This is a genomic window from Spiroplasma sp. TIUS-1 (genome assembly GCF_010365785.1).
Lineage (GTDB): Bacteria > Bacillota_I > Bacilli_A > Mycoplasmatales > Mycoplasmataceae > TIUS-1.
Window position 1 is genome coordinate 154,519 of record NZ_CP048387.1, and the last position, 23,384, is coordinate 177,902.

The window sequence follows — 23,384 nt, forward strand, 5'->3', positions numbered from 1 at the left end:
ATAATGTATAATAATTTTTAGTTATGGCGTGTATGGCGAAGTGGTTAACGCACCGGATTGTGGTTCCGGCACCCGCGGGTTCGAGACCCGTTACACGCCCCATTAAGATACAAAAAAATAACACTTATGTGTTATTTTTATTTTGCAATTTGTATAATTGAATAACATTATCAAACAATGCTCAAATAGTCATTGGACCAACGCCTCCAGGAACAGGGGTAATAAGTGAGACCTCATTTTTAATTTCATCAAAATTAGCGTCACCACAATATTTTCCATTAACATAGTTTGAACCAACATCAATAACTATTTGGTTGTGTCCAATATTATTTTTATTAATTAAATTTGGAGATCCTGCTGCGGCAATAATTATTTCAGCATTCTTTATATGAGTATCTAAATTATTTGTTTTTGTATTACATATAGTAACTGTAGCTTGCTTATTTATTAACATATTTGCCAGCGGCTTACCTACAATATTGCTTCTACCAATAATGACTACATCAGATCCTATAAGATTAATCTTTTCACCCTCTATTAATTTCATAATACCTTTAGGGGTTGCTGGTGGATTAATTGGCAGACCAAGAACTGTTTCTCCCATGGCAACAGGTGTAAAACCGTCAGCATCTTTTATAGGATCAATAGCTTTAATAATATTTATTTGATTAATATGTTTTGGAATTGGAAGTTGTACAATGATTGCTGTAACTGAATCATCATTGTTTGATTTATTAATTTGTTCAATAACAACTTCTTCTAAAACATTATTTTTAAATCTTAATAGTTCAAATTCTATTCCTAAATCTTTTGCTTTTTTTTGTTTATATTTAATATATTTATTTGAAGAAAAATCATCCCCAACTTGATAAATTTGTAATTTTGGTTTTCTTTTAAATTTAAGAACTTCAATACGATTTTCTTCATTCAACTTATTAGATAACTCAGTGCCGTTAATCAATTTCATGTACACCTCCAAGGAATTAATATATAGATTATAATATTTATATATTTAAAAAGGTAATTTATGTTTGTAATTCACAATGCTAGTTCAAATTTTCAAAAAATTAGATCAGATCTTTTTCCAATTTTGAATCCAGATAATGTTTTAAAAATTGGAAAACTTAAATTAAAAAAACTTGATTCACAACATTCTGAAGATAAAAATTATGTTGACTATAAACATTGGGTTCTATTTAAATGAGTTAAAGACAATTTTTTAATTACAGAATTATTCTTATTTGAATTCAATAAGATAATTAAAAAACTAAAAATAGAACTTACTGAAAGGGAAAAGAAATTTGTGAGGCAGTTGGAAGAGCTAGTTTTTACAACATGAAGGCCCTTAAAAGAAATGCAAATTAAGTTTAAATCAAAAGAAAAAGTCAATTTATATCAGTCTAGTTGTAACTTACATTTTTTTAACAATACTAAAGAAATAGAACAAATTGGAACATTTGATTTCTTTTATTCAACAAGCCAAATTATTATTACTGATAAAGATCAAAGAATTAAACATAAAATAAAATACAATAACATCATTAGCATTACACCAAAACAATTTGGAATTATCATAGAATGCGAAAAAGTACAATATCTTGTTAGAGGTAAAAACAAGTTACTTACTTATGTTATGTTATCTAGAATGAATAAAGAACGAGAATGAAATGTTGATGAGATTCCAAATTTATATTCATACTTTGACACATGAAATGATATTTTAGATAAAATATATTAATAGAGAAATGGGGAGAGCTATTATGAAAATATTAAAAGTAAAAAATGAAATGGAAGCAGGGAAATTAGGATCAGAAATTATATTAGACCTAGTTATAAATAAAGATAAACCTGTATTGGGTTTAGCAACTGGTTCAACACCAATTTCAACATATAATCAAATTATTGAAAGAACTAAAAATGAAAAAATTGATTGATCAAATGTTATTACATTCAACTTAGATGAATATAAAGGTTTAAAATCAACTGATGAACAATCATATGATTATTTTATGAGAAAACAATTGTTTGATCACATTAACATTAAAAAGGAAAATACAAATATTCCTAGTGGAGCAATTCAAACAAATGAAGAAGCAAATCAATACGATGAATTAATTGCATCTAAAGGTGGAATTGACTTGCAACTTTTAGGACTTGGAGTTAATGGTCACGTTGGATTCAATGAACCTCCATGTGATTTTGATTCACTAACATCAATTGTCAACTTAGTTGAATCAACAATAGAATCAAACAAAAGGTTTTTTGCTAAAAAAGAAGATGTTCCAACACAAGCAATTTCGATGGGTATGAAATCAATTATGTCAGCAAAGAAAATATTACTAATTGCTTTAGGAGAATCTAAAGCTGAGGCTATTGCCGAATTAGTAAATGGAAAAGTTGATCCAAGTTGACCTTGTACTTTATTACAAAACCACAAAGATGTAACAATCATCATTGATGAAAAAGCAGCTTCGAAGTTATAATATATTAACCAAATTCAAATATTTAAAACATATTTTGTGATATGTTTTTTTTATATTAAAATTAGTTTATATATAAGGAGTTTTTATATGAGAAAACAAGTAATAATTGGAAACTGAAAAATGTTTAAAACAAATTCAGAAGCTAAAAAATTTATGAAATTGGCAGAAAAAGGTTTCAAAACAAAACCAGACTTAATTGCAGGAGTTGCAGTATCTGCAACATTATTAGACACAGTTAAAACAAATTCAAAAAAATTGGTCGTTTCAGCACAAAACGTTCACTTTGAACAATCAGGTGCATATACAGGTGAAATATCAATACCAATGTTAAAAGATATTAATATTAACTATTCATTAGTGGGACACTCAGAGAGAAGAGAATACTTTAATGATACAGATGAAGTAATTAACAAAAAAGTTAAAGCTTTATTGGCTGCAAATATGACACCAGTTTTATGTTGTGGTGAATCTTTAGAAACATTTGAAAAAGGAAAAACAATTGAATTTGTTAAAGCACAATTAGTTGCTGACTTTGCAGGAGTTTCAAAAGAAGACGCAGTTAAAGTAATTGTTGCTTATGAACCAATTTGAGCAATTGGTACAGGTAAAGTAGCAACTCCAGAAATTGCACAGAATGTATGTAAAGGTGTTCGTGATATTATTGCTGATTTATATGATCAAGCTACTGCAGACCAAGTTGTTATTCAATATGGTGGATCAGTAAAACCTGATAATGTAAAACAAATTTTAAGTCAACCAGACATTGATGGAGCATTGGTTGGTGGAGCTTCATTAGAAGTTGATTCATTCTTAGCTTTATTGGTTTAAAATGTCAAAAGTCAAATTGCTAATTCTAGATTTAGATGGCACATGTCACAAAATGGGTGGTGGTCCGCATCCTAATAATTTTGAGGCGATTAAAAAAGCACATGACGAATATGGAATAAATGTTGTTTTTGCAACAGGTAGAGCAAACCATTCTAAGTACAATGAATTTATCAAACTGGGGGATATTTCAAAAGGTAATTATTTTTTAGCAGCATTTAATGGTGCATACATTGAAAATATGTCTAATAAAACATTACTAGAAGAAAATCCTATTCCTAGCAATTTAACAAAATGACTATGAAATTATATAAATAAAGAAGATCGTTTTTCTGCAGTGAGCTATATTCATAATTCACGTGATGTTATAAGCAGTAAAGATAATTTATTGGTCCAAAGAGTTTTACACTTTAATAATCCAGATTTTGAAGTGCATTCACCTTATGAGAAAGAAGAGTTTCCTGAAACATATAAATTTGTTGTCAAGCATTTCACACAAGTAGACAAAGAGATACTTGAAGAAAAAGGTTTTCATGTTCAATGAGAACCTTCAAGTGATACTGCTGAAATAAACTTCCAAGATATTAATAAAGGTTATGTAGTTGATTACTTTTGTAAAAAATTAGACATTAATCATAGTGAAGTATTGGCAATGGGCGATGGTTCAAATGACGTTGAATCTCTAAAAAAAGCAGGATATGGTATATGTCCTGTAAATAGTGGACCAGCGGCAAAAAGTGCGGCAAATAGAATATCAAATTATACAGATGCTGAAAGCTGTGTCGCAAGAACAATTGAAGAATTGGTTTTTAACAAAAATTAACAACTAGGAGATTTATGTCAAAAATAAAATTAATAGTAATCGACTTAGATGGGACTTGTCACATTAAATTTGCAGGACCACATCCAGGAAACTTTGAAGCAATTAAAAAAGCACATGATGAATATGGTGTAAAAGTAGTATTTGCCACAGGTAGAACATACTACACACACTTCAATGAATTTAATAAGTTAGGTAATTTGAAAGATGGTGACTATTATGTTGCATCTTTTAATGGAGCTAATATTAGAAATTTAGCAACAAATACAGAAATTAAAAAAAGTGTTATTTCAAATGAAATGACAAAATGATTATGAAATTATGTTGATACAGAAAATCGTTTTTCTGTTATGAGTTACTCAGCAGATAACTTTGATGTTATTTACAGTGCCGATAAAGCATTAATAGAAGTTGAAAAAGTATTCTGTCATCCAGATGCAAAATATTTACTGTCAACAGAATTAAAGGAATTCCCAAATTCATATAAATTTTTGTTTTTTGGATTTACAAAAGAAGATAAAAAGATATTAGAAGATAAAGGATTCCATGTTCAATGAGAACCCGGAGGTGTTGCTGAAATTAATGCAAAAGACATCAATAAAGGGTTTGTAGTGGACTACTTCTGCGGTATGTTAAAAATTAATCACAGTGAAGTATTGGCAATGGGAGATGGAGCAAATGATGTTGCTTCATTAAATGTTGCTGGTTATTCAGTTTGTCCTGCTAACTCAGGGCCTGCTGCAAAAGCTGCTGCAAAAACAGTTTCTAAATACACTGACGCAGAAGGTTGTGTGGCAAAAACTATTGAAGAATTAATCTTTAATAAATAATAAAATTAGGAGATATATTATGTCAAAAAAACAAGTAATTTTAACTATCTTAGATGGTTGAGGATTAAGCGAAAATAACAAAGGTAATGCAGTAACACAAGCTGGTATGCCTTTTGTTGATAAATTAAAAAAAGAATATCCATGAGTTCCTGCGCACGCTGCTGGAAGATGAGTGGGATTACCAGTTGGGCAAATGGGTAACTCAGAAGTGGGTCATATTCATTTGGGAGCAGGTAGAATTAAATTTGAATCACTATCTTTAATTAATAACGAAATTGAAAATAATACATTCAAAGATAATGCTGCATTAAATGAATCATTTGATTTAGTTATGAAAAATAATTCAGCTCTACATATTATGGGATTATTCTCAGATGGTGGAGTTCATGCTCATATGAATCACATTTTTGAAACAATCAAGGCTGCCGCAAATAAAGGTGTTAAGGAAATTTATGTACATTTATTTACAGATGGAAGAGACACAAAACCAAAAGTTGCTTTAAATTATTTAAAGGACTTAGAAGAATTATTTGTTAAATTAGGTGTTGGTAAAGTGGGATCTATTTCAGGACGTTTCTATGCAATGGATAGAGATAAAAGATTTGAAAGAACTGCTGCTGCATACAATGCTTTAACTCAAAGAACTATTAAAGAAAGTTTCACAAATTCAGCCGATTACATTCAGTCACAATATGATGCTGGAAAAGATGATGAAGGGATCATTCCTGCATATAACAAAGCAGCATCAAATGGTTATATTAAAGAAGGTGACGCAGTAATATTTGCAAACTTTAGACCAGATCGTGCAATCCAAATGGCATCTATTGTTACAAATAAAGATTTCATTGGATGAAAAGATCCTGCATTTAAAGATGAAAAATTCTTAGGTGATAAGATCCACTTTGTGTCAATGATGAAATACTCAGACTCAGTAACCTCAAAACATGTAGCATTCTTACCAATTGAAGTTATTAACGGATTAGGTGAATGATTGAGTTCTAAAGGAATGAGTCAATTAAGAATTGCTGAAACTGAAAAAATTGCACACGTAACATTTTTCTTTGATGGTGGAAAAGATTACTTTAAAAATGGTTTAGCTAAACCAAATGAAATTACTTTACCCCACGCAGGATTAGATTTAATTATGTCTCCAAAAGTTGCCACTTATGATTTAAAACCAGAAATGTCTGCTGTTGAAATTACAGATAAATTAATTGAAGAAATCGAAAGTCAAAAATATGACTTAATTGTCTTAAACTATGCAAACTGTGATATGGTTGGACACACTGGTGATTTAGCTGCGACTAAGAAGGCAGTATCAACTTTAGATAAACAATTAGAGCGCGTTTATAATGCAGCTCAAGCAAACAATGGAACAATGTTAATTACAGCAGACCATGGTAATGCTGAAATTATGATTGATGCTGAAGGTGGGCCTAATAAGAAACATACTTCTCAACAAGTACCAATTATAATTACTGATAAAAATATAAAACTAAGAGAAAAAGATGCAGCTATTGCAGATGTTGCTCCAACAATCTTAGACATACTAGGTGTGGAAATTCCAGAGGAAATGACACAACCATCATTAATTGTAAAATAGAAGGTCACTTCTATTTTTATTTTCAAGGAGCTTATGAGTAATTCAATAAAAGAAATAAAAGATAAAAAAGAAATATCTGTTGATGATAATGTGCAATACCGAGTTATTGCCGATATTGTTAGCGCTCTATTTTCAGATGAAAATGGTATATCAAAATTAACAGGAACTTATAAAATTGATTCTGAATATAAAATTTGATTTGTCAATTTGAGTAATAAACAAAAGAAAGAAAAGGACATAAAATCAGGGTATTCAATTTACTTAGAAGAAAACGATGATAACATTTATCATTACAACACAACTCAAAATATTAAAAAGACTACTGATAAATATATTGAAGAAAACATTAAACTTGTTGTGTTTGTGAATTATCAAGATAAACTACATGAACCAGGATACCACTTCTTTGGTATATATAAATTTAATGAAATTTTAGATAATAAAATAGTAATTTATAAACGTGAAAGTAAAACTTATAAATTAAATTAAGGGTTAAAGTGGATAAACAGATTACATATAAAAAATATAGAAAAGAAAGTATTTTAGATAGCATATATGAATTAATGCTTCATATCGGATTACCAATAACTGTTGAAATTATAATTAATGAACTTTGACTACACGATGCCGGATTGTCTAATTGATCCAATTTAGCCATTATACTTAGTTCAGTTATGATTACTTTACTAATTTCAGTTTGTGTTATTACTCCTTTTATTGCATATATAAAAAATAGACATATTACTAAATTAAAAAAATGATTGGAAAATAATCAATTAGTTTGATTAAGAAGTGATTGTATTGATGATAATGATTTCAATAGAAAAATGAAATTAATTTCAAAAGAAAATTATGATTATGTAATTGCAAATAAAGGTCAATTTAAAGATGTTCATTATTATTCAGATGTATTTGAGCTTGAGCAAAATTTTTTTACAAGACAGGTTACTGGTATCAAAAACGAACATGATATGGCTGTAGGAAAAATGATTAGTCATAACTTCATGATTAGCAAAAAACATCATTTATTAAAATTGGATTTAAATTATATTCAAGAGATCACAATGGAATCTAAATTAGAGAACCCAAAGTTAAGAAATTTTGAAGGAAGAATGAAAATTATTTTTGATTATAAAAAAAATAAATTATATCTATGTTATTTCATGAATGAAGTAACCGACGCTTGGGAATCAGGAATGTATGGTGCTGTTTATGGAGAAAAAAAACAAAAAGAAAACACTATTTAAAATAGTGTTTTTTTATTAAAAAAAATCTATTTATTTTTTTAATAAACATTTTCAGAATTGTATTTTTTTTTTTTTTGTCATAATGATTAATAAGGATTTAATTAAAAAAATAAAATTAATGAAATTTATAAGGTGTTAATATGAAAAAACTTCTATTATCTTTAACAACTTTATTTTTAACTATTCAAACTCCAATTTTAATTGTTGCATGTACAAACAGTAACGATAAAAATACAGGACTTTCAAAAGAAAAATTTACAACAAAACAATTAGGAATGATAGAGGGGGCGCAATTTATGTCTCGTCTTATTTTATCTTCAAGACATGAAAATTTAAATTTTAATGTTAATGAAATATTATCAAGCATTTTAACTCCAATGAATAGTGCACAATTTTTACCAATGTTATATGACTACAAAGGAAAAGTTATAAATCCTGCAAATGATATAAGTAAGTATAAAAGTTATTTAGCCCCACATTTTAATTCATATGATAATGGAGATTATCGTGGAGTATATGCAAGTTACATAATGGGCATGATGGATGATGACTTTTATAATAATTTTATTGTTAATGGTGCATTTGATGAAGCCTACAGTGAAGATGGGGCAAGCAATAAATTTAGAGAAAAAAATTCTGCTTTAGGTTTTTATAATGGTTTTGGAAAGAATACAAATTTACCACAAGGTGATGATTTAGATTCTTTCTATAGGAGACAACTTTCTTGAGGAATTCAAGATAATGGTGCACTTACAAATTATCTTTTAGACAATGGTTATGATGGTGATTACTCTGGGTTAGTTGCTGGGTCTTCAGGTCCAAAAACAAAGGCAGAGAAATCTGTTGGAACTAACGCTGGAGGTTATCTTTATTATAATTCAGTAACTAGTAATGGTTTAAAATCTGCAACTGCATTTCCTGGTATTCTAAAGTCTCCGGAAGGTAATAATAAAATAAAGTCTAATAATTTAAAAGTGGAAAAATCAAAGTCAACTGAACCAAATAAGTTAATGGATATCACAAATAGTAAAAATGGAGAAGAAATTTTACAGTTTGGATCTACTGGAAAATTATTATCATTTACTGCAGGAGAAGCAAATGTGAGTTCACACATTGCACAAGTTTCTACACTTTTTGAAAATATTAACTCAACTAAAATGGGTATAAATAATATGATGTCTTTTATAGATATTATTTTGCCAGTATTTAATATATCAAATGATTTTTTAGGATCATTGTCTGATGATAGAGCAATTGGATCTAAAATTATTTTTGAATTGTGAAACGGTGTTTCAAAGGTTGCTAAAAATGGGAAAAATTATGATTGGCTCCAAGCGGACAAAGAAATTGTAGCTGCAAATGGAGTTGAACCTTTTTATAGTGGCACACCTTATGTAAATTTAAAAAAGAACTTCAAAGTTGACCAAGCTCAATTAGTAGTAAATCTACTAGATAAAATTGTTTTCAATTATGAAGAGGGTCTTTTAGATAAAAAAGAGGTCTACGAAAAACTATTTAAAAATGGAAGTGATTTAGTATCTGGATATAAAATGTTCATAAATAGTTATATTAAAGATGATGTTTGAAGTGATGCTATGAATGTAGAAACTGGAATAGGTGGCATTGAATCAATAAAAGTTGTTTCTGGAATATTTAAAGTGTTAATAAAAGATTATTCTGAAGATGGACTCGGTGTAATTGAAAAAGCAAAAGAAAAAGCTCTAGAAATTGAAAATTCAGATGGCAATAGTACTTTATCATTTATCACTATGAAAAATGCAGCTAGAGATTCATTCTTAAGTGATTTGGGGTTTGAAACAAGTTCAAACGCTTTAATAGAAGGTTCAATGCTGGACCAGTTTTATTCTGGTTACAAAGAATATGGAAGAGAAGATAGTCCAATTAGAAAAATATTAAATACATTCAAAAATGCAGTAAGTAATACAGTTGAAGAAATGCACGAAAATGTATTTAAGTATATAACTGATGATGAATATTGAGATATTAATAATGTACAGATAAATACAAATAATGAAAAAGCATTAAATGGAGAAATGAAATTTACCCTTTCTTACAATGGTAATGGTGATCCAACTTCAAATGCTGGTAAACAAACTCAAAAAGTAATTGTGCCAAAAGATTTTAACCCTTATCAAATTAAAGCCCCAGAAAATAAAGACATTATCAATAAAAATAATAATTTTAATTTTGATAAAAAGTCTGGTCAAGTACTAGGTAAAGAACAATTAAAAATTAAGGATTCAGATTTAATCAAATATGATGGACTTGGAAATTATAATGGTTATTTGAAAGGCACAGAAGAAAATTATGGGGCGTATGTTCCTGTAAAACATTCATATGAAGTAATATGAAAAAATGTTTCAAGAAATCCAGACGAACAAATGTGAGTTATCACATCAATAAGAGCATTTAATGATGAAGGACAAGAGTTCTACAATATGTATTAAAAATAAAGGAAAATAATTTTGCTAAAGCTTTTCAAAAATAATGTTAGACAAATATTTAAAGATTATATTCAATTTGGGATATATATTTTTTTAATGTGTCTAATTATTGTTTTTACTTCAATGCTGGGAATGTCCTTATCAATATTGATTTCTCAAAATAATGAAATAACAAAAAAATCTTTTAAACATGATTTTTCATACAAAATGACTACTTCTAACTATTCAGCAAATGATACACAAACACTTTCTCCATGATTTGCATTTAATATTGATACCACTGAATCTGATAAAAGTGGTAGAAAATATAATTATATTTCTTTTCAAGATCCAAATAAAAATTCTGAAGAAAAATTAAATGAACATCAATCAGCATTACTTGGTTTTTCGGAAGGCGATTTTAAAGTAGCAACTAGTGAAAATGAAAGAAACACATATGAGTCAAACATAGTCTATCTAACTAAGAATAAAAAAATCATAAACTTTAATTTTGGAGATCTTGATTCTATTATTGACGAGCCTAATCAAAGAGAAAAATCATTTGCAAAAAAAAGTGATGGAACACAAATTTATGAAAGTGATTATGTTTTTAATGCATCACAAGAAGAAATAAATAAAGTTGTAAGAAGTGGAAAATTTGGTCTTTTATATAAATTTAACTTTAATTCAGAATACTTTAACAGATCATTAATAGGGCAACTATATTCAAAATTCAATCTTCGTTCAAATGAATACAATGTTGAACAGGAAAAAACTGCTAATTTAATTTATGAATATATGTTTTATCTAAACAATTCAAGTATTACCAACGTTGTAAAAAATGATATTTTAAGACAAATTGATAAAGGTGTAAATAACATTGAAGAGTATTTGAATAATAAAACATATGGATTTATTGAAAATGGAAGATATGTTTTAGGAAAATCTGAAGAGGGTGACTTTTCGGCAAGTGGTGAAAGTTATGAAATTAAATACAATGATATTGATAACTCTTTAGAAACACAAGGTAGCTATTTAGTAAAAGACTTTGAGTCAACTAATAACTTTACATCAGCCATAAACAACAAACCAATTTATAAGATTGGAGATAAAATATTAAAAAACGAAGGATTTTATACAAGCTATTATTTGATGGTAGCTCAACTTACAGAATTTGATTTAGATATTACTCGACAAGTTGTTATGTGAAATGAATTGGGTGAAAAATTTAGAATAATTTCTGCATTTCAAAATGAACAAGGTAAACAATATGATGATTTAAATTTAACTCTTTTTGAAAAGCGAAATTTAAGTTCAAAAGAAGATAGTTTATTTGGATCTAGTACATTTGTTTCCTCTCAAAGTTATGGTCGAGCAAAAAGTTGAAAAGTTGGAGATGATATTTCAATAATTCCTGGACTTGGTGGTATCAAATTTAGGTTAGATGGATATGGTGTTGATGCAAGGAATTTATATCCAACAATATATGAAGAAGACTTAATTCCTAATCAATTAAGTCAAGCAATTTTTTATATTAATTCATATGACTACAAAAACCTATTTAATAGAAATACAAAAATTTCAAAACCAGTTGTCAATAATAATAAATTTCAAGATGTTTCAAGAATATTTTTAAGAAGTAAGAATCCTGTTAAACATAACATGTTAGAAAATATTGAAATGTATAAATTGTATATGGCCGACAAATCCTCTGCCTTGGGTGACATATCAGCTAAGTTATTAGAAACAAATAATAATGAAAATATAAAAGTATCAAATAATGTTATTGTTCAAGATTATGGTGAAACTAGTTTTATAAACAAAAGACAGACATTATTAAAACAGGTAATTGACATCTATATATTTATTTCAATATTAGTAGGTGTAGTTATGATTGCGGTAATTGTTTTTGTTGTATATAACATTTTCAATAAAATATTGAATTCTCAAAGAAAACAAATAGCAACACTAAAAGCATTGGGTTATAGAAAATCAAAATTAATATTTTCATTTGTTTCATTTATGGCTCTCCCAATTTTCATAATCGTACCAATTTGTTGAATTCTTGGTGTTTTTGCTCAGATACCAATATTAAATATTTTTTCGGTATATTTTAATATTGAAAATAGCATTAACTATGATTGAGAATTATTTTTAGTTGAGTTTTTTGTGGTTTTGGGAATAATAATTGCATTAGTATGATTTATAGCTTATTCAACAATTAAAGAAAGCGCACTTTCTTTAATGGAACCAAAGTACTCAAAAAACTCAACAACTATATCATCTTTATTTGCAAAAATATTTAAACCAAAAACAACATCTTCAAAGTTACGTGTTGCTTTGATTGGAACTTCAATTAGAGATATTTCATTATTCTTTATTACTATATTAATTTCAATAACAATATTAACTGCAGGATTAGTTGTACCAACAACTTTAAATAACGTTAAAAACGAGTACTATAAACCTGTAAAAATGGAAAATAATTATTCTTATACAGGAACAATTGACAATGTTCCAATTACAAGATATTCATTCTTTGATAATAACCCAACATCTATTTATAATAACAACCCTTTTGCATATAAATTTAATAGTAATAATAGTAAATATGTTAATGAAGGACCAAAAAATATTTTTGAAGTAACTAATGAAGATGGTAGTTGAAAAGATGATTATAAAGACTTCTTTGATTCTGAACAATATTCATCAATTTTTGATAATGCATTTGCAAATTCACTTATGACATTTAAAGGAGCAAATATAAATATCAAGTTATTAGATAGAATGGCTAATATTGATAAACAAATAAATGGTTCAAGTAAACCCGTTACAAAGCAAATAGAAAACTTAGCATGTGTGGCATTGCCTTCATTGTTTGGACAATCACCAATTTCTGGAATCGGTTCAAATTATGAATCTACATATAGCTATTGTATAAAAGAAATGTCAAACAACATTTTACCGTCAACAATTAAAGAAGACTGAAACAATGACGAAGAAAGTTTCAAAAACTTTATGTTTAATTTTGGCTCAATCCCAATTGATAAAAAAGATGATTTATATACAGGTTTTGTTAGCACAATAGAAAACAAATCAACAAGCAGAGTTTTCAAGGATGTTAATGTTGTGGGTGTAGCAAATGATCAACGTTCAATTGACTTGAAACATTCAAACTTAATTTCAAAACCCACAGGTGATGGTGAGAAAATAAACGTTTTAGTAAGTGATCAAATTTTTAAACGAGGATTTGATATTGGTTCTGAAATTGAAATGAAATTTAATAGAAAATTCTTAGATTTAAATACAATTGATAATTCTGAAGATAAATTTAGAATATATTATGAAGGGGAATCTACTGATATAAATTCAAAAGAATTTGATTTATCGAAATTGACATATAGTGAAGATATTGCAAAAGCAGATAAATCATATAAATTGATGCAAAATATTAAATTAAAGATTGACAAAACTATAATTGAAAATGACAAAGAGTTAAAAAAATCTTTTGATAAAACTAAAGAAGATTATGAAAAATATGTTAATTCATTAAATGAAAAACCAGTTAAAGTTTATATGGACAATATAATAAAAGAAGATGATAAAAGTATTATCATCAGTCCTTATGATATTAGACTAGCAAATGAATCTGGAGAATTAGTAGACCTAGATTCTGCTCAACTAATTGATTTAATGTCAAAAGGTGGAACAAATAATTTATTAAATCTTAGTTTAGCTAATAAGTTGTTTACAGTAAAAACTGATTATGAAAAAATCTCAGAACTGACATTGGTTGTGGCAGGTGCCGAAAGGATTTATGATAGACAGCGTATTTTAATGAATCAAGTTGATGCAAATAAAATTCTCGGTCTAAGAAATCCATCAGATTCAGTAGAATTATTTGATGGACGTGAAATAAATATTTGATCTAATTCAAAAATGAGTAGAGAGAATAACATAAACGACCAAATTAAAAGAATGATGATGACAACAGAATTAGGAAATAATGCTACATCAAATTTAGATGATTCACTAATCGAATCAGTCGGTAAAGTTGATTATGTTTCAAAAGAAAAAGAAGCATTTATTAACATGATTGTAAGTAGTTATTCTATTTCAATTATTTTTGTAGTTATATTCTTGATTGTTGCAATAATAACTCTTTACAATATTACTGATATATTTGTTGGTAAGTTTAAAATATTTATTGGGTTCATGAGACTTCAAGGTTATAGAAAAGGTGAGATTAATGCAATCATTATGTCAATATTCTTGCCCGTTGCAATATTGGGTATAATTATACCTCTAGTGGCATACAGCATAATACTAGGAGTAACCTTACCAAACGCCTTATTAGCGGCTGAAGTGAGTGTTCCATTCATAATTTCATGATGAATTATACCGATTGTATTTATTGTAGGAATAATAATATATTTAATAACTTATTTTGCAATATTTGAATCAATGAAAAGGGTTTCTTTATCAAAAATAATGGGAGATTAAAAAATAATTTGAAAAAATTATTTTTTTTATTGTTAAGATTAAGGGAATAACAAATTTTGGAGGCAAAATGATAGATAAGAATAAACCTTTAGTCGTTATAAATAACGTTGTAAAAAAATATAAAGATAAAGAAGCTCTAAAAGGTGTGAGTTTAACAATCAATCCTGGTGACAGAATTGGAATAATTGGAGCGAACGGTTCTGGTAAGTCAACTGTTTCAGAAATAATAGGTGGAATAAGAAAAGCTACTAGTGGATCTGTTACAAAGCAAGAGGAGATGGTAATTGGATTACAGTTTCAAGAATCAAAGTATCCTGTTGGAATTACAGTTATAGATATGTTGAAATATTATTTAGAAACGTTCTCAATTCCAATGAAAGAATCTGAATTAGATTTATTATTAAAAACATATCAAATATCAGATTTTAAAAATAAATTTATCGTTTCACTGTCTGGTGGTCAACAACAAAGATTAAATATATTATTGAGTTTAATTCACAATCCAGATTTGGTTATTTTAGATGAAGTTTCAACAGGCCTTGACATTGAAGTTAGAAGTGAAATATTTAAACATATTAAAGAACAAATTGTAGAAAAAGATAAGGCCTTAATATTAGTTACTCATATGATGAGTGAGGTTGAAGAACTTTGTGAGAGATTCGTATATATCCACGAAGGTGTAATAATTGAAGAAGGATTAGTAGCTGATATTGTTAAAAAATATGGATCAGTACACAACTATACTTGAGAAAAATTTGCAATCCACAAATCTAAATCTAATTTAGAAAGAGAAGCATTAATATCTGAACAACAAAAACAAATTAAAAAAAATAAAGTTGACAGAATTATTAATGATGAAAGAATTAAAGGAAAAAATATTCCTTTGTCTAAATTACTATTTAAATATTATTTAAAAGGTGGAGCTGTACCGTTCTTTGTGTTTATATTTCCTATAATTTTATTATTCTTGCAAGGTTTTGCATTTCAAAATATTGGTGGAGAGGGAACAATTCATGGAATAATTGGAGCGTTAGCAGCAATGCAAATTATAGCTTGTGGAATATTTATTATTCCTCAAACAATTCTTGATTTTAAAAATAGTGTGCTTATGAAAAGAATCGGAGCTACAAACATAAAACCATTTGTTTTTGTACTAACAGTTAACTTAACTGGAATATTAATAATGATTCTAGGGTTTCTTTGAACATTATTAATGGGTGCATTAATGTTTGGGTGAGGAGATATGGGATGATCAATTGCTTGAGCAAACCTAACTGGACCTTCATTATTATTCTTATTATTAATATTAATTTCAGCAATAAGTTTAGGTATGATGTTGGCTTCAATTTTTAAATCTACAACAACATATATTGCAGTGTCAAATGTTATTTATATGCCTGTTGCATTCTTATCTGGATCTTTTTTACCAACATCAATGATTGAAGGATCAGATGTTCTTAAATATGCTACATATATAAATGTGTTTAAATATTGTTTAGAACCATTTAACAAAGCATGATCGAGTGGAGATACAATAATGGGTAATTCTACTGTTGAATTTAATTTTGACTGACTAATGGGATTATATGTAGGATTAGCAATTGTATTAATTTGTGTTTATTCTTTCGTATCATCTAGAAAAATGAAATGAGAATCATAATAAAAAATTTATATTTTAAAAAATAAATCTGCACTTTTAAAAAAATATGCAGATTTTTTTATTCTAATAAACAAAGCTAATTAATTTAAAAACTTTGCAAATAATTTTGTTAACTCATTATATTTTGAAGATATTTTATGATAAAAAATCATGCTATAATTTAGACTTAATAGAGAAGGATAAATATGGGAAAACAAACAAAATACATTTTTATAACAGGTGGAGTTGTTTCTGGTTTAGGTAAGGGAATTGCTGGTAGTTCAATTGGTGCTATTTTAAAATCATCTGGAAAATCAGTTTTCATGCAAAAACTTGATCCTTATTTAAACATGGATCCAGGTACAATGAATCCAGTTGAACACGGTGAAGTTTATGTTACAGCTGATGGTGGTGAAACTGATTTAGATTTAGGCCATTATGAAAGATTTATAGATACAAATTTATCTAAAACATCTTCTTATTCAGCAGGTAAAATTTATTGAGAGGTTTTAAATAACGAAAGAAAAGGTGTTTACAAAGGGCAAACTGTTCAAACAATTCCTCATATTACAGAAAAAATAATTGAAAAAATATATGATTGTTCAAGTAATAATGAAGTTGATTTTGTGATCGTAGAAATTGGTGGAACAATTGGAGATATCGAATCACAACCATTCATTGAGGCCATAAGACAAATTCAAAATAGGTTACCTGAAAAAGATACATTATTTGTGCATGTTGCACTATTAACTTATGTGAATGTAACTGGAGAATTTAAAACAAAACCTATACAACATTCAGTGAAAGAAATGTTGTCACATGGAATTCAACCTGATATCTTAATTGCACGTTCTGATGTAAATGAAGTTGTACCACCAAATGTGATAAAAAAAATATCAAACTTATGTAATCTAAAACCGAATCAAGTAATTATTGGAGATAACCAGTCTTCAATTTATGACGTGCCCTTAGCTTTATATAAACAAAATATTCATGATGTTATTGCAGATAAATTAGATGTTAAATTGAAACCAAACTTAAAGGCTTGAATTGAAGCAAGTGAAAAAAAACATAATGCAACAAATGAAGTTAAAATTTCAATTGTTGGAAAATATATTGCTTTACAAGATGCATACCTTTCTGTAAGCGAATCATTAAAAATCGCAGGTATTTGAAATAATACAAAAGTTAAAATTAATTGAGTTAATTCCAGAACTTTGACTGAAACGAATATTGAAAAAGAACTAAAAGACAGTGATGGTATTTTGGTTCCAGGTGGTTTTGGAATAAATGGGGTTGAAGGTAAAATTTTAGCTGCTAAATATGCAAGAATAAATAAAATACCATATTTAGGAATTTGTCTTGGTATGCAAGTTGCAACAATTGAATTTGCCAGAAATGTTCTAGGCTATTTAGATGCAAATTCATCTGAGTTTAACCCTGAATCAGAAAATCAAGTGATTCATTTAATTGAAGGTAATAATAAAGATCAACTAGGGGGAACACTTCGTTTAGGTGAATATGAAACTACAATCATTAAGGGTACATTAGCTGAAAAAATTTATGGATCAAAAGCGGTTGAAAGACATAGACATAGATATGAATTCAATAATAAATACAGAGATGAATTTGAAAAAGCTGGAATGAAAATTTCAGGTATATATAAAAAAGGTGATTTAGTTGAACTAATTGAAATTACGGATCATCCATTTTTCTTAGCATCACAATACCACCCAGAATTTACATCAAGATTGTCAAAACCAAATCCGATGTTTAATGGATTTATAAAAGCAGTTATTTCTAAAAAATAAAAAAACGAATCTAATTCGTTTTTTTATTTTTATAAAGGTAAGTCTTTATTTTTGAAATATATTACAGCTCCAAAGAATAAACCAATTGAACCAGCAATCATTGCAAGGTATTGACCAATTCATGTTCCAACTTTATCTGCATCAATAAATGAAGTATCAAATAAAATATTTAGCGAAATGTATTTTAAGTTTGCTAGTGCTGGAATTGTTTCTTCAAACAGCATACCGAACATTCCAAAAATAATTGAAACACCTAAAATTGTACTTGTAACTAATAAAGATAAAGCACCTTTGTTAAATATTGCAGAAAATAAGAATGAAATACCAGCTGCAGTTAATAATAATAATCCTAAACCTAATGAATTAACTAATCAAAAATTAATCATTCCACTTTCGTTTGTCGAAGCTAAAGTGATTACCCCAACTATAGTAGTTAATAAAGAATAAACCAATACTGAAGATATAAAAGCCAATAGCTTAGAAGTTACAATTTTATTTCTTGAAAGAGGTGAAGAAAGCAAATAACTCAAATATCCTTTTTCAACTTCTGCTGCAAGTATTCTGTTACCAATAATAATGATAAATATTATTGGCAATTGATATCCAATTCCTGTAGCTCCAAAATAAGATTGTGGTAGAACAAATTCATAAAGGTTCATAGGTCCTTCAGGTCCTTGCGCTGTAGAACCACCTTTGTCTGCAAACATAACTAACATAATAATTGTAAGTGCTATAACTCCAATAGTTATTACACTTCAAAATTTTCACATCTGTTTGATTGTATTTTTATAAATTTTAAAACTAAACATTTGCAACCTCCTTATTCTTATCATAGAAGTCCATGAAGTATTTTTCTAAAGAGAAGGGAATTTCTTTTAAACTAATAAAATCTACTTTCTTAATACTTGAAAAAAAGTTTTCAACTTCATCGTATGGAACTTTGTATCTAGCTGTATTTTCACTTAATTTTTCACGTAAGAAAGGCGAATCAATTGCCTTACCTTTAAATTTAACAACATATCTCTTATCGCTTAAATCGATTAATTTTTGTAATATAAAGTCTGAAACAATTTTTCCACTTTTAACAATAGCTATTTGATCACATGTTTTTTCAATTTCTGCAAATATGTGAGAACTAATAAATATAGTTGTGCCTTTTGCTTTTTGTGAAATAATTAAGTCAATGAATTTTTGTTGCATTAATGGATCTAAACCAGTTGTTGGTTCGTCTAATATTAATAATTCAGGATTGTGCATAAATGCAATAACAAGTGCAACTTTCTGTTTCATTCCTTTTGACATTTTCTTGATTTTAATGTCAGGGTTAAATTGTCAGTATTGAATTAACTCTTCAACATATTCTCAATTTGTTTGTTCCCTTAATGAAAAAATCATTTTAATATAATCTAATCCATTTGTTTGTTCTGGAAATGTAATCTCTCCAGGTAAGTATCCAATTTTTGGTTGAACTAAATGTGAATCTTTTCAAGCGTTGATTCCAAACATTTCAACAGATCCTTTATCTGCTTTTATATAACCCATAAGATGTCTAATAGTTGTAGATTTACCAGCACCGTTAGGGCCCAAGAAACCAAAGGTTGCTCCTTGTTCAACTCTGATATTTATATCGTGAATACCATAGTTATTTTTATATACTTTTGTTAAATTATTTACTGTAATAATATTCATCTATTTTTTCCTTTTCATAATAATACACTATAAAACAAAAAAAAAAAAAAAGTATAAATAGTAAAAACATATAAATATATGGCTGATATTTTTTAAATTTATCATGTGATATTACCTATTCAGTACAAGATAAAAATTTTCCCAAATTGTATTAAAAAAATTCCTGTTAAATAAAAATAAACTACACTATGGGTTAAATAAGTTAAAAGATTTCAATGTTATAATAAAGTTAATGTTTCACTAAAATGTGGGGCTAAAGAGGAAGAAGAAATGAAAAATTTAAAAGAATATTCTTTAACAAACTTAAGGATGATTGGTGTAGAGCAAGTAACTAATGCAAAATCGGGACATCCAGGAATGGTTATGTCTGCAGCTCCATTAGTTCATGAGTTGTACTTGAATCATTTCAATGCAGTACCATCTAATCCAAAGTGAATAAATAGAGATAGATTAATTTTATCTGCTGGACATGGGAGTGCTTTGCTATACTCACTACTACATATAGCAGGGTTCAATATAAAAAAATCTGACTTAATGAAATTTAGAACTTTAGATTCATTAACACCTGGACATCCTGAGTCACACCTAACTGACGGTGTTGATGCTTCAACTGGACCACTGGGTCAAGGGTTTGCAATGGCTGTTGGATCAGCAATGGCTGAAAAACATTTAGCTGCTAAATACAATAAACCAGGACTTCCATTATTTGATCACCACACTTACGTAATTTGTGGAGATGGTGATTTACAAGAAGGTATTGTATCTGAAACAATGCAAATTGCAGGTTTACAAAAATTAGAAAAACTAATTGTTTTATATGACTCAAACGATGTTCAATTGGACACTAAAGTTAACAAAGTACAAAAAATAGATTTAAAAAAATGATGTGAAGCTCAAAACTGAAATTACATTTTTGTTAAAGATGGATTTAATTTAGAATCAGTTGATAAAGCTATAGCTGACGCTAAAAAATCTAATAAACCAACACTTGTTGAGTGTAAAACAATTATTGGATTTGGACATGAAAAACAAGGTACACCAGCAATGCATGGTGCTCCATTTTCTGAAGAAGCTGTTCAATCACTACGAGAAAAATTTAATTACAAAGAAGAACCATTTACAGTTAACGTTGATGTTAAAAAAATGTGAGAAGAAAATTTTAACAAACGTGGAGAGACAGCTTTTGAGAAATGATCAAAAATTGAATTAGAGTATAAAGAAAAATTTTCAAAAGAATATAAAGAAATTTTTGAACACAAAACAGTTAAAGTTGATGAGTTTAAAGAATTAAAACATTCAAACAAAGAAGCTACAAGAACATCTAGTGGTAAAGTTCTTAAAAAATTACAAGAATTAACAGGTAATATGCTTGGTGGTTGTGCTGACTTATCTTCAGCTACAAAAGCCCAAGGTTTTATGGGTGAATTTAATAGTGAAACTCCAACTGGAAATAATATCTTATTTGGTGTACGTGAATTTGGAATGGCCGCTATTACAAATGGTATTCAAGAACATGGTGGATTAAAGGCCTTCGATTCAACTTTCTTAGTGTTCTCTGATTATATGAGAAATGCAATCAGACTTGGAGCTATTGCAAAATTGCCTGCAATGCATATATTAACTCATGATTCAATTGCAGTAGGATTTGATGGTCCAACTCATGAACCAGTTGAACATTTAGCTTCATTGAGAGCAATGCCAAACTTATTTAACTTTAGACCAGCAGATATGAATGAAACAATTGGTTCATATGTGGCAGCTTATAACTTAACAGAAAATCCTTCAACACTTATCTTTTGTAGACAAGATTTAAAACAATTAGAAGGATCTTCAGCAGAATCAGTTGCTAAAGGTGGATATATTGTTTATGAAACAAAAGGTAAAAAACCAGATCTAATATTCATTTCAACTGGAAGTGAAGTAGAATTAACAATTGAAACAGCAAAATTAATGGAAACTGAAAAGAAATCTGTACGAGTTGTTTCAATGCCTTGTGTCGAGCTATTCGAATCTCAAGATGTTAAATATCAAGAATCAATATTACCTGTAAAGCACGACAAATATATTGTTGTTGAAGCAGGGTCATCATTTGGTTGACATAAATTTACTGGTAGAAATGGATTAATGATTACAGTTAATACATTTGGTAAGTCAGCAGATGGTGCAATTGTATTAGCAGATTACGGATTTGAGCCAAGTAAAATTGTGTCAAGAATTAAAAACTGAAAATAATAATATTACTAAAACACAAGTTCAATCTTGTGTTTTTATTTTTTAGATATATATAATATTTTTAATGGAGTCGTCATGATAGTTAAACTAGAACAATTAAATAAAATTGCTAAAGATTTAATGAAAGAATTAGAAGGTAATACATTTGTACTCTTAAATGGCGATTTGGGAGCAGGCAAGACCACTTTCACTAAACAATTGATTAAAGAGTTGGGAGTAACTGAAAATGTTACGTCACCATCATTTAATATTTTGAATCAATATAAAACATCTAATTACGTAATTAATCATATGGATGCTTATAGATTAAAAAAAACTGATGAAATTGATATGTTTTTAGAAACTTTTGAAGGAGCAATAAACATAATAGAATGGCCAAATAATTTAGGAATAGATTTTTCTAAGTATGGTAAAGTAATTGAAATTAATATTTTAGTAATTGATGAATATAATAGAGATTTTAAAATTAAAAAATAATTGTGTTCAAATAATAATTAAGTGCTTTTTTTATCACATTAAAGTAAAATTAATAAAATTGGATAAGTTGATATGTTAAGTAGATTCACTAAAAAAATTGAAGATATTATAGTAGTTGTTATTGCTATTCTTTTTATGTTTTTCGCTATTGATAAAATATCATTTATCTCACAACAAATAAATTATCAATCAATGATTTTATCATTTGTTGTTCTTGTAGCTCTAAACGTTGCCTTGATAAAGGTTATCATTTTTAGTTTGTATAAAACAAAAAGAATAATGAAAATATCCAACATTAATAAACTACATGCATATAAAAAAATAATTTTGACTCTTTGATTATTTGTAATATTTACAACATTAATTTCTGCAAAATTTTTTGTATTATTTATTGAAACAAACAATAAAGTTTGAATTACTTCAATAATAGATAAACCTTCGTTTAAATACTTATTTTTTTCTTCTTTTATTGTCTCATTAGGATTTGTTATTTTATTTTCAATTTATTTTGCATTCAGCATAATGTTGAAATTACAGATTAATAAAAAGAATGCCAAAGATAAAAATGTTATGTTATCTTTTTCAAAATGACTAAATAATTATGAAGTTATCGAAGATGTTGCAAAATTAATAGATACTGATAACTATTTATTATTTATCAAGGTTTTTCATATTTCAAATGATATGGAAGAACTTGTAGTAACAACTATGTTTAGTGAAAAATTAAAGGAAAATAAAAAATCTCAAACACCTCCACAAGTGTAATTTTTAATATATCAAA

Annotated in this window: 18 protein-coding genes and 1 tRNA gene; 16 read left to right on the forward strand and 3 right to left on the reverse strand. The window is 27.8% G+C overall.

Annotation, left to right across the window (positions count from 1 at the left end; translation table 4 throughout):
* Nucleotides 1-26: 26 nt before the first annotated feature.
* Nucleotides 27-102: transfer RNA gene (locus STIUS_RS00755), tRNA-His, on the forward strand.
* Between the two features lie 22 nt (nucleotides 103-124).
* Here STIUS_RS00755 and STIUS_RS00760 read toward each other — a convergent pair.
* Nucleotides 125-967 (reverse strand): bifunctional 5,10-methylenetetrahydrofolate dehydrogenase/5,10-methenyltetrahydrofolate cyclohydrolase, encoded by an 843-nt coding sequence (locus tag STIUS_RS00760; RefSeq protein ID WP_162649359.1) that lies wholly within the window; start codon nucleotides 965-967, stop codon nucleotides 125-127.
* Between the two features lie 60 nt (nucleotides 968-1,027).
* On the opposite strand from STIUS_RS00760, the gene STIUS_RS00765 reads away from it, so the two are divergent.
* The 12 genes from STIUS_RS00765 to STIUS_RS00820 all read left to right on the forward strand — a co-directional run bounded on the left by STIUS_RS00765 (nucleotide 1,028) and on the right by STIUS_RS00820 (nucleotide 18,205).
* Nucleotides 1,028-1,738: a hypothetical protein gene (locus tag STIUS_RS00765; protein WP_162649360.1), complete on the forward strand. Its 711-nt coding sequence runs from the start codon at nucleotides 1,028-1,030 to the stop codon at nucleotides 1,736-1,738.
* 22 nt (nucleotides 1,739-1,760) lie between these two features.
* Nucleotides 1,761-2,483, forward strand: a complete 723-nt coding sequence (gene nagB / locus STIUS_RS00770; protein ID WP_162649361.1) for a glucosamine-6-phosphate deaminase — start codon at nucleotides 1,761-1,763, stop codon at nucleotides 2,481-2,483.
* Between the two features lie 87 nt (nucleotides 2,484-2,570).
* Nucleotides 2,571-3,311: a triose-phosphate isomerase gene (gene tpiA / locus STIUS_RS00775; protein ID WP_162649362.1), complete on the forward strand. Its 741-nt coding sequence runs from the start codon at nucleotides 2,571-2,573 to the stop codon at nucleotides 3,309-3,311.
* 1 nt (nucleotide 3,312) lies between these two features.
* Entirely contained in the window at nucleotides 3,313-4,131 is an 819-nt protein-coding gene (locus STIUS_RS00780) for an HAD-IIB family hydrolase (RefSeq protein ID WP_162649364.1), read from the forward strand.
* A 14-nt stretch (nucleotides 4,132-4,145) separates the two neighbouring features.
* A complete protein-coding gene (locus tag STIUS_RS00785) occupies nucleotides 4,146-4,958 on the forward strand; it encodes an HAD-IIB family hydrolase (protein ID WP_162649366.1) in 813 nt (270 codons plus the stop codon).
* Between the two features lie 16 nt (nucleotides 4,959-4,974).
* Entirely contained in the window at nucleotides 4,975-6,561 is a 1,587-nt protein-coding gene (gpmI, locus tag STIUS_RS00790; protein WP_162650030.1) for a 2,3-bisphosphoglycerate-independent phosphoglycerate mutase, read from the forward strand.
* Nucleotides 6,562-6,594: 33 nt separating this feature from the next.
* Nucleotides 6,595-7,050 (forward strand): hypothetical protein, encoded by a 456-nt coding sequence (locus STIUS_RS00795; protein WP_162649367.1) that lies wholly within the window; start codon nucleotides 6,595-6,597, stop codon nucleotides 7,048-7,050.
* Nucleotides 7,051-7,058: 8 nt separating this feature from the next.
* On the forward strand, nucleotides 7,059-7,808 hold the full coding sequence (locus STIUS_RS00800) for a hypothetical protein (RefSeq protein ID WP_162649368.1): 750 nt from the start codon (nucleotides 7,059-7,061) through the stop codon (nucleotides 7,806-7,808).
* 140 nt (nucleotides 7,809-7,948) lie between these two features.
* The gene (locus tag STIUS_RS00805) at nucleotides 7,949-10,276 is read left to right on the forward strand and encodes a hypothetical protein (RefSeq protein WP_162649369.1); all 2,328 of its coding nucleotides are present in this window, start codon (nucleotides 7,949-7,951) and stop codon (nucleotides 10,274-10,276) included.
* 129 nt (nucleotides 10,277-10,405) lie between these two features.
* Nucleotides 10,406-14,755, forward strand: coding sequence for an FtsX-like permease family protein (locus STIUS_RS00810; protein WP_162649370.1), 4,350 nt, complete (start codon nucleotides 10,406-10,408; stop codon nucleotides 14,753-14,755).
* Nucleotides 14,756-14,822: 67 nt separating this feature from the next.
* A complete protein-coding gene (locus tag STIUS_RS00815) occupies nucleotides 14,823-16,415 on the forward strand; it encodes an ABC transporter ATP-binding protein/permease (RefSeq protein WP_162649371.1) in 1,593 nt (530 codons plus the stop codon).
* Between the two features lie 185 nt (nucleotides 16,416-16,600).
* Nucleotides 16,601-18,205, forward strand: coding sequence for a CTP synthase (locus STIUS_RS00820; RefSeq protein WP_162649373.1), 1,605 nt, complete (start codon nucleotides 16,601-16,603; stop codon nucleotides 18,203-18,205).
* Between the two features lie 29 nt (nucleotides 18,206-18,234).
* Here the strand turns inward: STIUS_RS00820 and STIUS_RS00825 are convergent, their stop codons facing one another.
* Both STIUS_RS00825 and STIUS_RS00830 read right to left on the reverse strand, forming a co-directional pair.
* On the reverse strand, nucleotides 18,235-19,014 hold the full coding sequence (locus STIUS_RS00825; protein ID WP_162649375.1) for an ABC transporter permease subunit: 780 nt from the start codon (nucleotides 19,012-19,014) through the stop codon (nucleotides 18,235-18,237).
* On the reverse strand, nucleotides 19,007-19,894 hold the full coding sequence (locus STIUS_RS00830; protein ID WP_162649376.1) for an ABC transporter ATP-binding protein: 888 nt from the start codon (nucleotides 19,892-19,894) through the stop codon (nucleotides 19,007-19,009). Before STIUS_RS00830 ends, STIUS_RS00825 begins: the two co-directional genes overlap by 8 nt.
* A gap of 270 nt (nucleotides 19,895-20,164) precedes the next feature.
* Between STIUS_RS00830 and tkt the strand changes: the two genes are divergently transcribed.
* From tkt to STIUS_RS00845, 3 genes are all read left to right on the forward strand, one after another.
* Nucleotides 20,165-22,126 carry a transketolase gene (gene tkt / locus STIUS_RS00835; protein ID WP_162649377.1) on the forward strand — a complete coding sequence of 654 codons (1,962 nt, stop codon included), beginning with the start codon at nucleotides 20,165-20,167 and terminating at the stop codon, nucleotides 22,124-22,126.
* A gap of 75 nt (nucleotides 22,127-22,201) precedes the next feature.
* A complete protein-coding gene (gene tsaE, locus STIUS_RS00840; protein WP_162649378.1) occupies nucleotides 22,202-22,603 on the forward strand; it encodes a tRNA (adenosine(37)-N6)-threonylcarbamoyltransferase complex ATPase subunit type 1 TsaE in 402 nt (133 codons plus the stop codon).
* Nucleotides 22,604-22,675: 72 nt separating this feature from the next.
* On the forward strand, nucleotides 22,676-23,368 hold the full coding sequence (locus STIUS_RS00845; protein WP_162649379.1) for a hypothetical protein: 693 nt from the start codon (nucleotides 22,676-22,678) through the stop codon (nucleotides 23,366-23,368).
* The last annotated feature ends 16 nt before the right edge of the window (nucleotides 23,369-23,384 follow it).